Annotated in this window: 18 protein-coding genes; 11 read left to right on the top strand and 7 right to left on the bottom strand. The window is 63.7% G+C overall.

The genetic code is table 11. The annotated features are described in order from the left end of the window. Positions 1-15: 15 nt before the first annotated feature. From F3J24_RS07155 to F3J24_RS07145, 3 genes are all read right to left on the bottom strand, one after another. Complete coding sequence (locus F3J24_RS07155) at positions 16-588, bottom strand: DUF4124 domain-containing protein (RefSeq protein WP_167004093.1); 573 nt, start codon at positions 586-588, stop codon at positions 16-18. 208 nt (positions 589-796) lie between these two features. Further along, a complete protein-coding gene (locus F3J24_RS07150; protein ID WP_167004090.1) occupies positions 797-2,977 on the bottom strand; it encodes a TonB-dependent receptor domain-containing protein in 2,181 nt (726 codons plus the stop codon). Between the two features lie 370 nt (positions 2,978-3,347). After that, complete coding sequence (locus F3J24_RS07145) at positions 3,348-5,327, bottom strand: lytic transglycosylase domain-containing protein (RefSeq protein ID WP_167004086.1); 1,980 nt, start codon at positions 5,325-5,327, stop codon at positions 3,348-3,350. 15 nt (positions 5,328-5,342) lie between these two features. Between F3J24_RS07145 and F3J24_RS07140 the strand changes: the two genes are divergently transcribed. Continuing rightward, a complete protein-coding gene (locus F3J24_RS07140; protein WP_019044041.1) occupies positions 5,343-5,915 on the top strand; it encodes a 5-formyltetrahydrofolate cyclo-ligase in 573 nt (190 codons plus the stop codon). A gap of 19 nt (positions 5,916-5,934) precedes the next feature. Continuing rightward, positions 5,935-6,195: a hypothetical protein gene (locus F3J24_RS07135; protein WP_167004083.1), complete on the top strand. Its 261-nt coding sequence runs from the start codon at positions 5,935-5,937 to the stop codon at positions 6,193-6,195. 117 nt (positions 6,196-6,312) lie between these two features. On the opposite strand, the gene queC is transcribed toward F3J24_RS07135, so the two are convergent. Continuing rightward, positions 6,313-7,062 carry a 7-cyano-7-deazaguanine synthase QueC gene (gene queC / locus F3J24_RS07130; RefSeq protein ID WP_167004080.1) on the bottom strand — a complete coding sequence of 250 codons (750 nt, stop codon included), beginning with the start codon at positions 7,060-7,062 and terminating at the stop codon, positions 6,313-6,315. Between the two features lie 116 nt (positions 7,063-7,178). Here queC and F3J24_RS07125 point away from each other — a divergent pair, with 116 nt between their 5' ends. The 3 genes from F3J24_RS07125 (at position 7,179) to adhP (ending at position 10,718) form a co-directional block, all read left to right on the top strand. After that, positions 7,179-7,859, top strand: coding sequence for a glutathione S-transferase family protein (locus F3J24_RS07125; protein WP_167004077.1), 681 nt, complete (start codon positions 7,179-7,181; stop codon positions 7,857-7,859). Between the two features lie 59 nt (positions 7,860-7,918). Continuing rightward, positions 7,919-9,178, top strand: coding sequence for a multifunctional CCA addition/repair protein (locus F3J24_RS07120; protein WP_167004074.1), 1,260 nt, complete (start codon positions 7,919-7,921; stop codon positions 9,176-9,178). A 505-nt stretch (positions 9,179-9,683) separates the two neighbouring features. Further along, positions 9,684-10,718, top strand: coding sequence for an alcohol dehydrogenase AdhP (adhP, locus tag F3J24_RS07115; protein WP_167004071.1), 1,035 nt, complete (start codon positions 9,684-9,686; stop codon positions 10,716-10,718). 49 nt (positions 10,719-10,767) lie between these two features. On the opposite strand, the gene trxC is transcribed toward adhP, so the two are convergent. Together trxC and F3J24_RS07105 are read right to left on the bottom strand one after the other, a co-directional pair. Next, positions 10,768-11,202, bottom strand: a complete 435-nt coding sequence (trxC, locus tag F3J24_RS07110; RefSeq protein ID WP_167004068.1) for a thioredoxin TrxC — start codon at positions 11,200-11,202, stop codon at positions 10,768-10,770. Between the two features lie 199 nt (positions 11,203-11,401). Further along, positions 11,402-11,602 carry a DUF2905 domain-containing protein gene (locus F3J24_RS07105; RefSeq protein ID WP_012839950.1) on the bottom strand — a complete coding sequence of 67 codons (201 nt, stop codon included), beginning with the start codon at positions 11,600-11,602 and terminating at the stop codon, positions 11,402-11,404. Positions 11,603-11,810: 208 nt separating this feature from the next. On the opposite strand from F3J24_RS07105, the gene F3J24_RS07100 reads away from it, so the two are divergent. Beyond that, complete coding sequence (locus F3J24_RS07100; RefSeq protein ID WP_167004065.1) at positions 11,811-12,797, top strand: tripartite tricarboxylate transporter substrate binding protein; 987 nt, start codon at positions 11,811-11,813, stop codon at positions 12,795-12,797. Between the two features lie 30 nt (positions 12,798-12,827). Here F3J24_RS07100 and F3J24_RS07095 read toward each other — a convergent pair whose 3' ends face one another. Further along, positions 12,828-13,955, bottom strand: coding sequence for a class I SAM-dependent methyltransferase (locus F3J24_RS07095; protein WP_205244652.1), 1,128 nt, complete (start codon positions 13,953-13,955; stop codon positions 12,828-12,830). A gap of 9 nt (positions 13,956-13,964) precedes the next feature. Between F3J24_RS07095 and F3J24_RS07090 the strand changes: the two genes are divergently transcribed. From F3J24_RS07090 to F3J24_RS07070, 5 genes are all read left to right on the top strand, one after another. Further along, the gene (locus F3J24_RS07090; protein ID WP_167004062.1) at positions 13,965-14,750 is read left to right on the top strand and encodes an SDR family oxidoreductase; all 786 of its coding nucleotides are present in this window, start codon (positions 13,965-13,967) and stop codon (positions 14,748-14,750) included. A 25-nt stretch (positions 14,751-14,775) separates the two neighbouring features. Then, positions 14,776-15,147: a dihydroneopterin aldolase gene (locus F3J24_RS07085; RefSeq protein WP_003050921.1), complete on the top strand. Its 372-nt coding sequence runs from the start codon at positions 14,776-14,778 to the stop codon at positions 15,145-15,147. After that, complete coding sequence (gene ttcA / locus F3J24_RS07080) at positions 15,141-16,136, top strand: tRNA 2-thiocytidine(32) synthetase TtcA (RefSeq protein WP_167004059.1); 996 nt, start codon at positions 15,141-15,143, stop codon at positions 16,134-16,136. Before F3J24_RS07085 ends, ttcA begins: the two co-directional genes overlap by 7 nt. 83 nt (positions 16,137-16,219) lie before the next feature. After that, on the top strand, positions 16,220-16,963 hold the full coding sequence (locus tag F3J24_RS07075) for a DUF4136 domain-containing protein (protein ID WP_167004056.1): 744 nt from the start codon (positions 16,220-16,222) through the stop codon (positions 16,961-16,963). Between the two features lie 102 nt (positions 16,964-17,065). Next, on the top strand, positions 17,066-17,548 hold the full coding sequence (locus tag F3J24_RS07070; RefSeq protein WP_167004053.1) for a DUF2501 domain-containing protein: 483 nt from the start codon (positions 17,066-17,068) through the stop codon (positions 17,546-17,548). Positions 17,549-17,735 lie beyond the last annotated feature (187 nt).

The following is a 17,735-nucleotide window of genomic DNA, read 5'->3' as shown; positions in this document are numbered from 1 at the left end:
GACCCACCGGACCGCTCAGGGCCGGTGCTTTTCGGCGCAGCCGACCAGGTGGTTGTGCATGCTGGTCATGCACTGGTACATATCACGCGAGCGGCCCGTGGCGGCCTTGCAGTCGCTGACCGTGGCCTGGGAGCGCAGCTTTACGAAGTTGCCCGCCGAGCTGTCGTACTGGGCCTGGGTGATATAGCCGCCCCTGAGGTTTTTCTGGCCGTTTTCCAGCATGGTCTCGATCTGGCTGCGGATGTTGTCCACCGCCAGCGAGCAATTCAGCGCCACTTCCTTGCCGTCGACCTTTCTCAGGCCCTGGGCCAGACCGTCGACCATTTCCTGAGCGCCCTTGGGCAGCTTCTTCGTGCCGTCGGGATTGCGTGCCTCGGCTCCTTCACCAAAGCGCCCCGCGCCCGCACCCGAACTGCCATTGGGCGAGACCTTGACCTGCGCAGCATCCACCTGCTGCGGCGGCAGTTGCGAGCCGTAATGCGTCTGCCCCTGCGCATCCACCCATTTGTAGACGGGCTGTGCCATCAGGGCACCGGCCCAGACCAGTCCCAGCGTGGCGATGAGCACGCGGCTTCTTGCTGCTGACATTGCGACCTCCCCCTCACTCGGTATGGATCTGCCATGCGCAGAACCAGTATTTGTAAAGAAGTGTAAACAATAATCAAGGATATGAAAACAGGAGCTGCCTGCGCTTCTTCATCCGCAGTTTCAGACTTAAAACAGTTTGAAACCCAGGGAAAAAATGCGCTGACAGCTCCTGATTCAGAAGCTCCTGCCGCAGCTGAAGCGCTCAGCCTCAGAACTTCATGTTCGCCGTGATCCAGAAGGTACGGCCGGCCTGGGTCACGCCGGACACCGAGGAGCCGCCCTGGAAGTAGTTGTTCACCCAGGTCGGCGTGCCGTTGACGCTGACCTGCTGGTACTTGCGGAAGTCCTTGTCGAACAGATTGAAGATGCTGGCATTCAGGCTCAGGCTCTTGTTGACCTGATAGCTGCCGCCCAGATGGAACAGCGCATAGCCCTTGATATCGCCCACGGCATCAAACACGGCCTTGTTGGCGTTGCTCAGATTGTCGTAGGAGCCGCTGAAGCGCGGGCTCTTGCTGCGGTACTCGCCGCGCGCCCAAAGGCGCCACTGGCCGGTCGGCGTCCAGTCCAGCTGGGCGCTGGCAATATGCTTGGCGGTGTTGGCCAGCTGACCGTTCTTGCGGCCGCCTTCGATGACCTCGCTGTTGGTCCAGGTGTAGCCGGCCTTGACGGCCCAATCCTTGGCCAGCTGGACGCGGCTGCTCAGCTCCAGACCCCAGGTCTTGGCTTTGTCCACATTGATGGCGTAATCGGCCGTGGGGTTGTAGGCGCAGCTGGAGATGGCTGCCGTGGCGCAGGAACCGCCCGAGGCAATCTTGTCCTTGACATCGTTGTGGAAGAAGGTGGCCGAGCTGGTCCAGCCCGCCTTGTTGTCGAACAGGGCCGACAGTTCCACATTGGTGCTGGTCTCGGGCTTGAGATTGGGATTCCCGATATTGATGGTCGTGCCCTGGCCGCTGACCCCGCTGACGCCGTCGATCAGCTGGTTCAGGCGCGGTGCCTTGAAGCCCTGGCTCACGCCGCCCTTGAAGGTCCAGTTCGTCGTCGCATCCCATACCAGGTAGGCGCGCGGGCTGAACTGGCCGCCAAAGGCGTCATGGTGGTCATAGCGGCCACCCAGCGTGGCAGTCAGGCCCTGGCGCAGACGCCATTCGTCTTCCACGAACAGCGACCACATCGTCTGCTTGTGGCTTTGCGGCAGCAGGCCGTCCTTGAGCTTGGCATCCCAGAACTGGCCGCCCACGGTCAGCATGTGAGCATCACCCACGGGCGCCACCAGCTTGCTGTCCAGCACCAGATTGGTGGTCTTGAGTTCGCGGTCTGCGCCACGGCGTGGGTCGTTGGTCGGCACGGCCGCGCCGGGAATCGTGCGGCCGATGGTCTCGGTTTCGGTATGCATCAGGCTGCTTTCCAGCGTGCCGAAGCCCAGACGTCCCGTATGGCCGATGGTGACCTGATCGCGGTTGAAACGCAGCGCATCCTTGTAACCGGGCGGATTGCGTGGCGCTTCCGCATCGCGATTGCCCAGGCGGCCATCTTCGTTGTTGTACCAGGTGCGGCCCTGGTCCACATCCAGCCAGATATCGTGATAGCGGTTGGGCGTCAGCGTCAGGCGGGCACCCAGATTGTGCTGGCGGCTTTGCGCTGGCGCGGGGTTGCGCGCACCGGCTGGCTGGGCCGCGCCGGGTGCCAGCACCCAGTCGGAAGCGTCGCGGCTATAGGTGCTGCCGCGCACGGCCAGACCCAGCAGATCCTGCTTGATGGGACCGTTGACATAGAAGTTGCCGCGGTACTGGTTACCCCATTCGCTGTCCTGCGGCAGGCCCATGCCCACGCTGACCTCGCCGCCCCATTCCTTGCTGACCTTGCGCGTGATGATGTTGATCACGCCGCCCATGGCGTCCGAACCGTAGAGCGTGGACATGGGGCCGCGAATGACCTCGATACGTTCGATGGCCGAGATCGGCGGCATGAAACTGGTCAGTGCCGCGCCGAAGCCGTTGGGCGTGACATCGCCAGCCACGTTCTGGCGGCGCCCGTCGATCAGGATCAGCGTGTAGTCGCTGGGCATGCCGCGGATGCTGATATCGAGGCCGCCGGTCTTGCCGGTGCCGCCCATCACGTCGATGCCCTCCACGCCCTGCAGGGCTTCGGCCAGATCGCGGAAGTTCTTGGTCTCCAGCTCCTGGCGCGTCACGACGGAGATGGAGGCCGGAGCATTCTTCAACTCTTGCTCGAAGCCGGAGGCCGAGACCACCACCTCCTCCATGGTGGACTCCCTGGCTTGCGCAAAAGCGGCAGTGCTGGCGCAGGTGGCGGCAGCGGCCAGGGCCAGTAAACGGGGTTGCCAGCCAATGCGGCGGGCGCGGCTGATAGCGGCGTTGGACATGATGACTCCTCGGCCTGCCCTGGGGGCAGGTCGTTCACAAACAGGGGTAGAAAGCGGTGGCCCGTGAGGCCTTCTTGGCAGCTGGCAGGCAGCTTGAGGGAGACAAAGCCGAGGTTGTATGTAGCGTTATGGGCTTTGACGGTTGCAATTATGTATTTTTTGTAAACGCAAACCAGTCTCATTCGCCATCTGTTTGTAGGTTATTTACCTACATCAAACTTTGCGTGGTATTTCGCGCGCGCTCCGGCACGCCCGGGCAATATGGCCGGTTTCTCGAAAGCCGGAACGCCATGAAAAAAGCGCCCCGACCCTTTCGGGCAGAGCGCTGCAGGCGGTGAATCGGCGAGCCGTCCGCTCGCACTGCCGATGCTTACGGCAGGTCCTTCATGGTTTCGGGATCATTGGCCGGACGCGGGCCTATAGTGCCCAGACGGCTTTTGAGCGACTGCGGCTGGCCGGTGATCAGCGCCGCATAGCTGGTGGTGTTGGAGAGCACCTTCTTCACATAGTCGCGGGTCTCGCTGAAGGGCACGTTTTCGGCCCAGATGGCGGCGTCCAGCGTGGGCCCGTTGCGCCAGTTGCGCGGGCGGCCCGGGCCGGCGTTATAGCCTGCGGCCGCCAGCGCCATCGAGCCCTCGAAGTCGTCCAGCGCCAGCTTGAGGTAGGAGGTGCCGATGGTGATATTGGTGTCGCGGTCGTTGATCATGTCGGGCGTGAAGCCCGTCATGCCGATCTTCCTGGCCGTCCAGCGCGCCGTGGCCGGCATCACCTGCATCAGCCCCGAGGCGCCCACGCCCGAGCGCGCGTCCATGATGAAACGGCTTTCCTGGCGGATCAGGCCGTAGACATAGGCCGGATCCAGCCCGATATTGCGCGACTTGGCCAGCACCGTGTCGTGATAAGGCATGGGAAAGCGCTGCTTCCAGTCGGCAAAGGTCTTGGTGCGTTCGCTGGTGTTGATGCAGCGATCCCAGACCTGGCGCTCGCAGGCCAGATCGGCCGCCGCATACAGTTCGCGATCTTCCATGCCGCCGGGCTGGTGCAGATTGGTGGAGTAGTTCCACTCGCGCACGCCTTCGCTGCGCAGCCCCATGCCTATGGCATACAGGCCGCGATTGAGGCCCGGGTTGCTGCGCGCAGCCGCCTTTTCCTGCGCTGTCAGCGGTGCCGGTGCAGGCGGCACCGTGATGCGCTGGCCGATCTCCTCCAGTGCCAGCTGCTCGTAGAAGCTGCCGTTGCCGGCCGTGTCTTCGAGCAACTGCCGGGCTTCAGCCTTTTCCTCTGCATTGGGGCGACCTGCCAGCATGGCCCTGGCCTTCCAGTAGGCCCAGGTCGGGTCGGTGCGCTCCGGCCCCATGGCGTCGATGGCACGGCGCACGGCTTTCCAGTCGCCGGCGCGCAACGCGGCACGGGCCTTCCAGCCCAGCAGGTCGTCGCTCAGGTCTTCGTTGCGGCGCACCTTGCCGAAGTAGTTGTTGGCATCGGGCGAGAGCTTGAAGGCGGCCTGCTTGCCGGCCACGGCCCAGGCCCAGTTACGCTCCTCACCATTGAGCTGGGCGCCCCAGCCGCCGTCGATCTGGGTGGCGGCCGCATCGGGGTCGCTGGCCGCCATGCGAATCAGCGCCAGCAGGGCCAGCTCCTTGCGCTCGCGACCGCGCGCCTTGCTCTGGCCTGACAGGTATTTGGCGGGCGAAGCAAATACCTGCGCCACCTGGTCGGCCGCTTCGGGGGCGACGATGGCCACCGCATCACGGGCGGCCTTCTGGCGATTGGCTTCGGTGGCCACGCGGGCACGGCGCCAGACATCGGCGTCGGTGATCAGCTTGCTCGCATACAGCTGGCCGGCGGCGGTGGTGCATCCGTCATCGGCATCTTTTTGCGCCATCCACAGATCGCGTACCTGCTGGCCCACATTGGGTGCGCCCCGGCCTTGCAGGGCGTCGGCCAGCAGCGCATAGCAGGTGACGGACTTGTCATCGCGCATGCGGAACTTGGGATAGACCTGGCTGAAGGTGCTCCAGTCGCGCTGCTTGCCCAGCAGCAGCAGCCAGTCGTTGCGCAAGCGGTCTTCCTGGTAGGTGCCGGCGTAACGGTTCAGAAAGCCCTGGATTTCATCGGGCGATGCGGTCTCCAGGCGGTTCTTGAGTTCCCAGTAAGCGGCCCAAGGTTCGAGGGGGTGACCGGCAGCCTGGGGCAGGAGCTGGGTCAGCGCCGTCTGATTGCGGCTGCGGAATGCTTTTTGCATGTCCAGCAACACGGCGTCGCCCGGGTTCTGTGCCTGCGCAAAAGGAGCAGCTACAGTCAACAGGGAAGCCGCACAAAGCGGTGTCAAAATCTTCAGCCAGTGCATGGAGGAAATTATCCGATGGACAAAGCAGCGTTACGCCGCAAGTTGATTGAACTGCGCCTCAACCTTCCAGATCGCCTGCAACGCGCCGATGCGCTGCAGCAGGTGATGCGCTTTTGGCTGATGGAACGGCCCGATACCGTGATTGGCGCCTACTGGCCCATCAAGGGTGAATTCGATCCGCTGCCAGCCCTGCATCGCTGGAAGGAAGATGGCGAGCTACAGGGTACTCCACAACGGCGCAGGATTGGGCTGCCGGTGATCGACAAACAGCGCAAGACGCTGAGTTTTCACGCCTGGTACCCCGGTTGCCCCATGGAGGAGGACGCCTATGGCATTCCCAAGCCCAAGGATACCGAACTGCTGGTGCCCACGCTGCTGTTTGTCCCCTGCGTGGGTTATGCGGCCGGAGGCTACCGTCTCGGCTATGGTGGCGGCTTCTATGACCGCACGCTGGCCGAGCTGAGCCCGCGCCCCTTCACCGTGGGCCTGGGCTACACCAATGGCTATGTCGATGACTTCCAGCCCGAGACGCATGATCTGCCGCTGGACGCCATCCTCAACGACAACGGCGTGGTCTGGCCCGTCTGAACTCCTATTTCGCTTTGCCATGAGTCGTCCCCGCAAGAACATTCCCCAGCGCAGCTACCGCCCGCGGCCACCGCTGACCATCATGCGGCTGCCGCTGACCGAGCTAGAGCTGCAGCGGCTGCAAGCCCATATGCGTCGCCATGGCCCGCTCAGCCTGACGGCGCGCCAGCACGATGCCATCTGGGACTTTCTGTTCGAGCGCCCGGAAAGCCAGGCCTGGCTCAGCCAGATGACGGCGCAGATTCAGGCCGGCCAGATCGCCACGCGGCCCAGCGCCTGAATCGGGCCCATGGCATAGATGCTCCTCGTTAAGGAGCATCTACCGCATTCAATAAAAGGACTTCAGATTCTTTTTGACCTGAAGTCCTTTTTTATCAAGCGCAAGAAGCTATCAATTTCAAGCCGACTGGCTGGCGCGCCAGTTGTGCCAGCCCGATGCACGCAGCTCGCAGGCCGGGCAGCTGCCGCAGCCATAGCCCCAGTCGTGCAGCACATCGCGCGTGCCCTGGTAGCAGGTGTGGGTCTCGGTGCGAATCAGCTCCACCAGCTCGCTGCCGCCCAGATCATGGGCCAGTTGCCAGGTCTGGGCCTTGTCCAGCCACATCAGCGGCGTATCGATGCGCAGCCGACGCTCCAGGCCCAGGTTCAGCGCCAGCTGCTGGGCCTTCATGGTGTCGTCGCGGCAATCGGGGTATCCGGAGTAATCGGTCTCGCAGACACCGGTGACGATCACCGTCAGCCCGCGGCGATAGGCCAGCGCGCCGGCCAGCGTCAGGAACAGCAGATTGCGGCCCGGCACAAAGGTGTTGGGCAGGCCGTCGGCCTGCATGGCAAAAGCCACGTCCTCGGTCAGGGAGGAGCCCCCGATCTGCTTGAGCACGTCGAGCGACAGCACATGGTCCTCGCCCAGACGCGGCGCCCACTGGGGAAAGCGCTCGGCCAGCTGCTCTCGCACGCCGGCGCGCACCTGCATCTCCACGCTGTGGCGCTGGCCGTAGTCAAAGCCCAGCGTCTCCACACGCTCGAACATGGCCAGGGCCTGGGCCAGGCAGGTGGTCGAGTCCTGGCCGCCCGAGAACAGCACCAGTGCGCCCTTGTGGTGACCAGCGCCGGCCAGGTTTGCAGAAGAAGTCGAAGTATTTGCCATAGTGCTGCGATTACATCATCAGGCGCGGCGCCCCTGCATGACTGTGGAATCAAAACACACAGACCGCCCGGCCCAAGCTTGATAAGCTCGGCGGCAGATACACACAGGAGTCCGCCATGAAGCTCTATATCGGCAACAAGAATTACTCATCCTGGTCCATGCGTCCCTGGGTGCTGATGCGCCAAAGTGGCATCAGCTTCGAAGAGCTCACGCTGCGCTTTGACAGCTTTGCCCCCGACTCCAGCTTCAAGCTGCAGGCGCTGGCACTTGCACCCACCGGCAAGGTGCCGCTGCTGGTCGATGAAGGACTGACCATCTGGGACAGCCTGGCCATCTGCGAATACCTGGCCGAGCGCTTTCCCGACAAGCACCTGTGGCCGCAGACCGTGGCCCAGCGCGCCCGCGCACGCAGCCTGGTGGCACAGATGCACAGCGGCTTCGGTGCGCTGCGCAGCTTCTGCCCCATGAATATCGAAGCGCAGTTGCAGGAGACCGGTGCCCGGCTCTGGGCGGAGCATGCCGATCTGCGCAGCGATGTCCTGCAGCTCGAAGAACTCTGGACCCCGCTGCTGAGCGCCGCCAGCGGCCCCATGCTGTTCGACCAGTTCAGCATTGCCGATGCCTTTTTTGCGCCGGTCTGCATGCGCATCAACAGCTATGGCCTGCCGACCTCGGCCCCGGTACGCGCCTATGTGCAGCGCGTCACCCAGCTTCCCGCCACCCAGGAATGGATTCAGGCGGCCCTGGCCGAGCAGGACTTTCTGCAGTTCGAAGAGCCCTATCGCCAGCAGCGCTGAGGCCGAAATCCCGCGATTGCGGTATCTGCAGGCCGATGCGCAGCCACTACCATTGCAGCATGAGTGAATTCAAGGTTTTCAAGGTAGGCGGCGCGGTGCGCGATGCATTGCTGGGCCTGCCCGTCAACGACACGGACTGGGTGGTGGTCGGTGCCACGCCGGAGCAGATGAGCGCGCGCGGCTTCGTGCCCGTAGGGCGCGACTTTCCGGTATTCCTGCACCCTCAGACCCATGAGGAATACGCGCTGGCGCGCACCGAGCGCAAGAACGGCATGGGCTATCGCGGCTTTGTGGTGCACACCGCCGCCGATGTGACGCTGGAAGAAGACCTGGCGCGGCGCGATCTCACCATCAACTCCATCGCCGCTCCCGCGGACTGGAGAGGCAAGGACGAGCTTAAGGACCTTGTGGACCCCTATCACGGTCAGCAGGATCTGAAGGACCGCGTGCTGCGCCATGTGACCGATGCCTTTCGCGAAGACCCGGTGCGCATTCTGCGTCTGGCGCGCTTTGCGGCGCGCTTCACCGATTTCCGCGTCGCGCCCGAAACCATGGAGCTCATGCGCGAGATGGTTGCGGCCGGCGAGGTCGATGCCCTTGTGCCCGAGCGCGTGTGGCAGGAAATCAGCCGTGGCCTGATGGAGGAGCGGCCCTCGCGCATGTTCGACATCCTGCGCGAATGCGGAGCGCTGGTCCGGCTGCTGCCCGAACTCGACAGACTCTGGGGCGTGCCCCAGCGCGCCGAATACCACCCCGAGATCGATTGCGGCGTGCATGCCATGATGGTGCTGGACATGTCGGCGCGCCTGCAGACTCCGCTGTCCGTGCGCTTTGCCTGCCTGTGCCATGACTTCGGCAAAGGCACCACGCCTGCCGATGTCCTGCCCCGCCATATCGGCCATGAACAGCGCAGCGCCCGCCTGCTTTTGCAGGTCTGCGAGCGCTGGCGCGTGCCCAACGACTGCAAGGAGCTGGCTGAGGTCGTGGCGCGCGAACATGGCAACCTCCACCGCAGCAACGAACTCAACGCCGCCGCCCTGCTGCGCCTGCTGGAGCGCTGCGATGCCATCCGCAAGCCCCAGCGCTTCGAAGAAGCACTGCTGGCCTGCGAATGCGATGCACGCGGCCGGCTGGGCTTTGAAGAGACGGCCTACCCGCAGCGCCAGCGCCTGGGCAATGCCCTGAAGGCAGCACTTGCCGTGGAGACCGCTCCCGTTGCCCAGGCGGCAGCGCAGCGCGGCCTCAAGGGCAAGGCCATTGGCGATGCCGTGAGCAAGGCGCGCGAGCAGGCGATCGCCGCCTATCTGGAAGGCGCCTAGCCGTCAGCGCACCGAGGTCCGCAAGGCAGGGATGGGCACGACTTGAGTTAAGTCAAAGAAGGTATGCTGCAGCCATTGCACAGTACGAGACGGCGGTGGCGATGCGCTCCGCCAAGGCCATGCAGCGGGTCACGAAACCCGCTGCAACATCCATGCCATACCGGCGTGGTTTTAGAACGTGCTTACGATCTCCTCGGGCCGCGACAGAGGCTTTGCGGGATGGGATGCAAGGCGCGATACCGCAGCAATAGCTCTGCTATTGCGAGGATTCGCAACGCCGCAGACCGCCCGCAAAGACACTGTCCCGAAGGGTTAGAGCGAAATCGGGCGATTTCTGTGCGCTGACTCTTGCTTGCACCCCGGTGCAAGCGGCGAGCCATCGCTTCGAACTCATCCCGATTGCGCTCCAACGCGGCCACGTAGAAATCGTAAACACGTTCTTAAACGGGCAAGTGTCCGGCCCACAGGCCGCGGCCTTGCCCTCTTGCTTCAAGGAGGTGCTCTGATGTCCTTACCCCAGACCATGAAAGCCGCCGTGGTGCGTTCCTTCGGGAAACCGCTCACGATCGAAGAGATGCCGGTTCCCCGACCGGCAGACGATCAGATCCTGGTCAAGATTGCAGCCTCCGGCGTCTGCCACACCGATCTGCATGCGGCCGAAGGAGACTGGCCCGTCAAACCCCAGCCGCCCTTCATCCCCGGCCACGAGGGCGTGGGCTATGTGGCCGCAGTGGGCAAGAACGTCAGACATGTCAAGGAAGGTGATCGCGTGGGCGTACCCTGGCTGCACAGCGCCTGCGGCTTCTGCCGCCACTGCATAGGTGGCTGGGAAACCTTGTGCGAATCTCAGACCAATACCGGCTATTCGGTCAACGGCGGCTTTGCCGATTACGCACTGGCCGATCCCAACTATGTGGGCCATCTGCCGTCGAATGTGAGCTTTGTCGACGTCGCTCCCGTGCTCTGCGCCGGGGTCACGGTCTACAAGGGCCTGAAAGTCACCGACGCCAAGCCCGGCGACTGGGTAGTGATTTCCGGCATCGGCGGCCTGGGTCATATGGCCGTGCAATATGCCAAGGCCATGGGCTTCAATGTCGCTGCCGTCGACATCGATGACAGCAAGCTCGCTCTGGCGCGCCAGCTGGGCGCCACGGTCACCGTCAACGCTATGAACACCGACCCGGCGGCCTATCTGCAAAGAGAGATCGAAGGCGCCCACGGCGTGCTGGTCACGGCCGTATCCCCCAAGGCTTTCGAGCAGGCTCTGGGCATGGTGCGTCGCGGCGGCACGATTTCGCTCAACGGCCTGCCGCCGGGCGACTTTCCGCTGCCGATCTTCTCCATGGTGCTCAAGGGCATCACGGTACGCGGCTCCATCGTCGGCACGCGCCTGGACCTGCAGGAGTCGCTGGACTTTGCCGCCCAGGGCAAGGTCAAGGCCACCGTGTCCACCGACAAGCTGGAAAACATCAACGACATCTTTGCCCGCATGCACGAGGGCAAGATCGAAGGCCGCGTGGTGCTGGACATCGCCGCCTGAGAGTCCGACCGGTGCCGGGTGAGCGGGCCGGCTCCCGCGAAACCGCCGCTCAGATCACCGAGCGCACCCAGCGCACGATCTCCGAGGCCGGCAGGGCCCCGGAGATGCGGGCCAGCTCCCGGCCTTCCTTGAAGATCACCATGGTCGGAATGCTGCGTATGCCCAGCGGCGCGGCGGCCTGTGGATAGGCCTCGGTATCGAGCTTGGCCAGCTGTGCCTGCCCCGCCAGCTGCTGGGCCGCCTGGGCAAAGGCCGGCGCCATCATGCGGCAGGGGCCGCACCAGGGAGCCCAGAAATCCACGACTACAGGCAACTGGCTGCGGCCGGTGTGCCTCGCAAAGCTGTCGTTGTCCAGGGCCACGGGCTCACCCGTCACCAGCGGCTGGTGGCAGCTGCCGCAATCGGGCTGATTGCCCAGCTGGTCGCTGGCAATGCGATTGGTGGTGTGGCAATGAGGGCAGACGTAGTGCAGGGATTCGGACACGGGGCAACCTTTCTAGGATTTACGCAAACAGGAACGCGACAACGGCCTGCTTCTCAAGGCAGTCGCCTGGCCTGAACCCGCTTTGCGCAAGTCGTACTTTCTTTGGCAATGCCTGGCTTGCGCCGGCGGGCGCAGGTCGGGCTCAGGCCCTTATGTGCAGCCAAAGCCCGCAGATTCAAGCCTGAACCTGTCTACGTTCTCAGAGCTTCACAAAGCGGGCAATCAGCGCCGCAACCACGCTGAGCAGCACGGTGCTGGCCACCGGCAGAAAGAACTCCTTGCCGAACAGCCGAAAGCGGAAGTCGCCGGGCAGACGCCCCAGCCCTATGCGCTGCAGCCAGCCGTGCAACCCGTTGACAAGCAACAGGGCCAGAAAAATGACGATCAACCAGCGAATCATGAGGCCGCAAGTATAGAGGCGTGCCGTCCTGGCGACCCGCGCGCCCATGCTGTCAGGCAGCCATTCCGTTTATGCATGACATGCTTCCCAAAGATTGATTGACCTCAATTACCCCCTCTGCCCATGATGTCCAAGCCCTGCGCCATGCAGGGATCGGGCCCATGCGTCTGCCGTCACGGCCCGCCAACTACAAACAACGAGACATACCGTGCCCCAGACCTTTTCACGCAAACAGTTTCTCCTGACCGCGGCGCTGCTAAGCGCCAGCCTGGCCCTGCCGGCCGCGGCCGACAGCTTCCCCAATCGCCCGCTCAAACTGGTCGTGCCTTTCTCGCCCGGTGGCAACACCGATGTCGTGGCGCGCCTGGTCGGCCAGGGTCTGGCCGAGGCCCTGGGCCAGCCGGTCGTGGTGGAGAACGTCCCCGGCGCCAACGGAGCCATCGGTGCCAGCCGCGTCGCGGCCGCCGCCAATGACGGCTACACCCTGCTGTTCGGCACGGCGGGCACGCAGGCCATCAATCCCAGCCTGTACCGCAATCTCAGCGAGAAAAGCCTGGACGACTTCGAGTACATCGCTCTGGTGACATCGATTCCCAACGTACTGGTGGTCAACGAATCGAAAACGCCGGTCAAATCGGTGGCCGAGCTGGTGAGCCATGCGCGTGAGCGCCGCACCGGCATGAGCTATGGTTCGCCGGGCATGGGCTCCACCGTGCATCTGTCGGGCGAGCTGCTCAAGAGTGCCGCCAAGCTGGACCTGATCCACGCCCCCTACAAGGGCAGCGCTCCAGCGCTCACCGATTTGATCGGTGGGCAGATCGATTTCATCTTCGAGAACATCACACCGGCGCTGCCCTTCATCCAGAGCGGCAAGCTCAAGGCGCTGGCCGTGACCTCGGCCGAGCGCCTGCCGATGCTGCCCAATGTTCCAACCATGAAGGAAAGCGGCTTCCCGTCCTTTGTCACCGCCACCTGGAACGGCGTGCTTGCGCCCAAGGGAACGCCGCGCGCTGCGGTCCAGCGCCTGGAAGCGGCCACGCTCAAGGTGGCCAGCAGCCCCGAGTTCAAGGCCAGGGTCGCGGCCCTGGGCGGTGAGCCCCGCCTGCTCGGCTCGACCGCCTTCCGCGACTTCACGCGCACCGAGTACAAGCACTGGGGCAGCATCATCCAGGCCGCCAAGCTCGAAAAGCAGTAAGCGCGCCAGGCACGCAGACGCTATAGCCGTCTATAGACGGTGCGTGCGGTCGCCCTGCACAAAGCCCAGCGGCGTCCAGGGCTCCACCCCCTTGGACAGGGCAACGACCTTGAACAGCTCGCCCATCTCATGCTCCATGACCAGCTTGGAGGCCATGGAGCGGGCCTTGATGCCGACCGCATCCAGGCGGGGCGCAAGCCCGCAGTTGATGAGAAAGTGCGCCTGATTGGTATAGCCCAGCACGTCGAAGCCCGCATCCTGGGCCGCCACGGCCGTGCCCGTGAAATTGACGTGGGCCGTGATGTCCTTGAGGCCGACCAGCACCAGCGGATCGTTGTCCACCTGATGCTGGTAGTGGCAGACCAGGGTCCCCATATGGCGCTGCTCGTGGTAGTACTCGCTCTCGCCAAAGCCGTAATCGATGAAGAAGGCGGCTCCCCGGGTCAGACGCTCGCCCAGGGTGTGGATAAACGCCTCGCCCTGGCGGTGGATTTCGGTCAGAAAATCATGCGGCCCGCCGATATCCACAGGCGGACGCAGTTCGGTGGGCCGGTCCTCCCACGCAAAGGCCGCTTCATCGCCGCCTGCGCCGAGCACCACGCCGCGCTCATGCCATTGGCCTGCGGTGCGCTGCAACAGCTGCACCGGCATGGCATCCAGCACCTCGTTGCCGATGATCACGCCTTCCATGGTCTCGGGCAGCGCGTCCACCCAGCGCACTAGATGTTCGTACTTGGCCAGCGCCAGCTTCTGCCGCGCACGCAGCGTGCCCGAGAGATCGACGATGGTGTAGCGCTCGGGCAACGCCCCCTGAGCCGCCAGCTCGTCGAGGATCTGCAGCGCCAGCGCGCCGGTTCCCGCGCCGAACTCCCAGATCTCGCGGGTATTCGTTTTTTGTAGCGCCTCCCGCAATTGGGACGCCACCAGCTGACCAAAAATAGCTGAAATTTCCGGCGCTGTTACAAAGTCGCTCCCCGACTCCGGCATGGTGCCGAACTTGGCCGTTTCATTGGCGTAATAGCCCAGTCCCGGCGCATAGAGCGCCAGCTCCATGAAACGGTCGAAAGGCAACCAGCCGCCCACGGCGGCAATCTCCTTGGCAATGCGGGATTGCAAGGCGCTCGTTAAACTTGAGGGTTCTGTCGTCACAACCCGCATTTTCCACGAATGTCCTCACCCGCTCGACCACGCACAGTATTGGTGACCGGTTCTGCCCGTCGCCTTGGACGTGACATGGCCCTGGCCCTGGCCCGCGCGGGCTGGCAAGTGGCTGTGCACTACCGCGACTCCCGCGATCATGCTATGCAAACCGTAGCTTCCTGCGCAGAGCTGTCGGGCGATAGCGCCGCTTTTGATGCTGATTTCTTTGACGAGGAATCAGTACGCTCGCTGGTGCCGCGTGTGGTGGAGCGCTTTGGCCGCATCGACGCCGTGGTCAATAACGCCTCGCTGTTCGAACATGACGATGCCCATAGCTTCAGCTATGTGGCGCTGGAAGCGCATCTGCGCAGCAACACGGGCGCGCCCATCCTGCTGTCCCAGGCTCTGCACGCCCATGTGCAGGAGCGCGTGGCGGCAGGCGAAGAGTCGGCCCAGGGCGCCGTGGTCAATGTGCTGGACCAGAAGCTCTGGAACCAGAACCCCGATTTCCTGAGCTACACCCTCTCCAAGGCGGCTCTGGAAGCCGCCAACACCATGCTGGCCCTGGCACTGGCTCCGCGCGTGCGCGTGGTGGGCGTGGCACCGGGCCTGACACTGACCAGCCATATGCTGAGCCAGGAAAAGTTCGAGGCCCTGCACGCCATGAGCCCGCTGGGACGCTCCTCCTCGCCCGAGGACATTGCCGCCGCCGTGTGCTTTGCACTGGAAAACCGCTCCATGACGGGCACCACCATGCTGGTGGACGGCGGCCAACATTTACAGCGCTTCGAGCGCGATTTTTCGATGATGTGAGCCCACCGAGGCCACACCCTTTCCCATGACTTCCACTTCCGGACAACAGATTCTCACGCTCACCGGCCTGCGCTTTGACGCCAGCCTGGGGATTCTTGCGCATGAGAAACAAGAGCCCCAGCCGATCCAGGTCGACGCCGAACTCAATCTCGGCCCCCAACCCCTGGCTCCGCGCGATGACGACATCCTCCATGTGCTGGACTACCGCAAGGTGCGCCAGATCATCATCGACGAATGCACCTCCGAGCATGTGAACCTGCTCGAGAGCCTGATCGGCAAGCTGGCCCAGCGCCTGCTGCAGCTGCCCGGCGTGCGCGGCGTGCGTGTGAAAATTGCGAAGCTGGAAATTTTTGACGACTGCGAAGTAGCCATTCGCATCGAAACCGGACAATGGTGAACCCCATGAATGCAGTAAACGACAACCCCTGGATTGCCGAAGAGGCAGAAGCCGCCGATGCTGCGGCCGCAGAGAACGCCAACGGCGAAGAAGCCGCCAAGCCCGGCAAGATCAAGATCGAGCGCGAACAGATCAAGCTCGAGAAGCGCCTGTGCCGCGAAGTGGGCAAAGCCATCCTCGACTACAACATGATCGAGGAAGGCGACAAGGTCATGGTCTGCATGTCCGGCGGCAAGGACAGCTACACCCTGCTCGACATTCTGCGCAAGCTGCAAAAGCGTGCGCCCGTGAAGTTCGACATCGTGGCCGTGAACCTGGACCAGAAGCAGCCCGGCTTCCCCGAGCATGTGCTGCCCGAGTACTTCCAGAGCATCGGTGTGGACTACCACATCGAGAACCAGGACACCTACAGCGTCGTCAAGCGCGTCGTGCCCGAAGGCAAGACCACCTGCGGTCTGTGCTCGCGTCTGCGCCGCGCCATTCTGTACAAGGTGGCCGACCAGCTGGGCTGCACCAAGGTGGCCCTGGGCCATCACCGCGACGACATCGTGCAGACCATGATGCTCAATATGTTCTACGGTGGCCGCATGAAGGGCATGCCGCCCAAGCTGGTCAGCGATGACGGCAAGCATGTGGTGATCCGCCCCCTGTGCTATGTGCCCGAGAAGGACACGACGCGCTGGGCCCAGTACCAGAACTTCCCCATCATTCCCTGCAACCTCTGCGGCAGCCAGGACGGCCTGCAGCGCGTGGCCGTGGGCAATATGCTGCGCGAGTGGGACAAGAAGTTCCCCGGCCGCATCGAGAGCATGTTCCGCGCCATGGGCAACATCGTCACCACGCACATGATGGACCCCCAGTTGCACGACTTCAAGAACGCCAAGGCCACGGGCATTGCCGATCCCAACGGCGACATGGCCTTTGACCATGAAGAGCTGCCAACCATGGCCGCCCTGCCCGGCGGAGTACAAGTGGTACAACTGTCCTGAACGGACTTTTGAACTAAAACCGGACCCAGCAGTCCAATCAAAGGCCCATCCCATGGGCCTTTGTCGTTTTCAGAGAAATCATCATGAACCTGCGCAAAACCTCCTTACGCTGGATCGGCCTTGTGGCCCTGACTGCGACGGCTCTGCTGGCCGGCTGCAGCACGGTGCGCGAGGTCAACAGCACGGTGCAGAGCTTTTCCGCACTGAACACCATCCCTGTGCCGGCCACCTACCGGCTGGAGACCCTGCCCTCGCAGCAAGGCCAGGTGAACTTCGCGGCCGTGGAAGCCCAGGCCCAGCATGCGCTGGCCCGCGTCGGCCTGACGCGCGATGACTCGCGCGCCAGCCTGGTGGTGCAGATCAGCGCCATGGCCCGCTATGCGCGCGACTACGCGAGCTGGCCCTATTACGACCCCTACTGGGGTCCGCGCTGGGGCTGGGGCATGGGCTATGGCCGCGGCTGGGGCTACGGTCGAGGCTGGGGCTTTGGCGGAAACATGATGTTCAACGAGCCGCCGCTGGAGTATTACCGCGCCGTGAGCATCGTCATGCGCGACATCAAGACCCAGCAGATCGTCTACGAAACCTCGGCCCAGCGCCAGGATGTATGGACCGACGACCCGGCCATCTTCGGCATTCTGTTTGATGCCGCGCTGACGGGCTTCCCCAAGCCGCCGCAGGGCCAGCGCAATGTGCGCACCGTCATCCAGCCGCCAGGAGCCCAGCCGGCCAGCGGCACGCCGGCAGCTCCTGCACAGCCCGCCGCATCGGTTTCACCAGCCGCCCCGGCCACCGCGGCACCGGCCAGCGTGGCACCTGCACGTTGATTTGCAATCTTCAACAGTTGCCGGGCCTGGCGCGTGCTAACGTGCAACTCGGCTTGAACCGGGGCCTCCTGCCCGGGCCTTCGCCATGAAAAGGATGAAGTCATGAAGAAATTTGCTCTCTCCACCCTGCTTTGCGCCACAGTGGCCGCGGGCTCCTTCAGCGCCCATGCTGGCGGTCTCGGCGACGCCTTGCGCGGCCAGTTGGGCGGCGGCGCGGCCGAGAGCAGCTCCAGCGCCTCGGGCCTGGGCGGCATGCTCGGCGGCTCCGGAGGCTCTTCGGCACTGTCGGCCCTGGGCCTGGGCAATCTGAGCTCCGGCACGGCCAGCAATGCCGCCGGTGTCCTCACCTACTGCATGAAGAACAACTACCTGAACGCCGACAAGGCCGCCCAGGTCAAGAATCAGCTGCTGGGCAAGCTGGGACTGGGCCAGAAGGAAGAGCCCAAGGATCAGGGCTACCAGAACGGTCTGATGGGCATGGTCACGGGCGCCGACGGCAAGAGCTTCAGCCTGGACAAGGTCAAGAGCAACCTCAAGGAAAAGGCCTGCGACTTTGTGCTGGACAATGCCAAGTCGCTGATCTGACACCCAAAGACATGGCAGCCGGTGCTTGAAGCGCAGATGCTGCAATGCCCAAAAGGCCTGCAACCGTGGTTGCAGGCCTTTTTTCTGGCCGGCGGCACCTCGATGCAGGCCTAGCGTCGAAAAGTCTGTAACAACAGACCGGGGTACAGGCAGACTTTGTTTGCAAGACAATGACTGCCTAAGAAAA

Source organism: Comamonas sp. Tr-654 (assembly GCF_011752915.1).
In the GTDB taxonomy this organism is placed as follows: Bacteria; Pseudomonadota; Gammaproteobacteria; order Burkholderiales; family Burkholderiaceae_C; genus Comamonas.
Note: the sequence above shows the minus strand (reverse complement) of the source record. Positions and strands in the feature narration are given on the sequence as shown.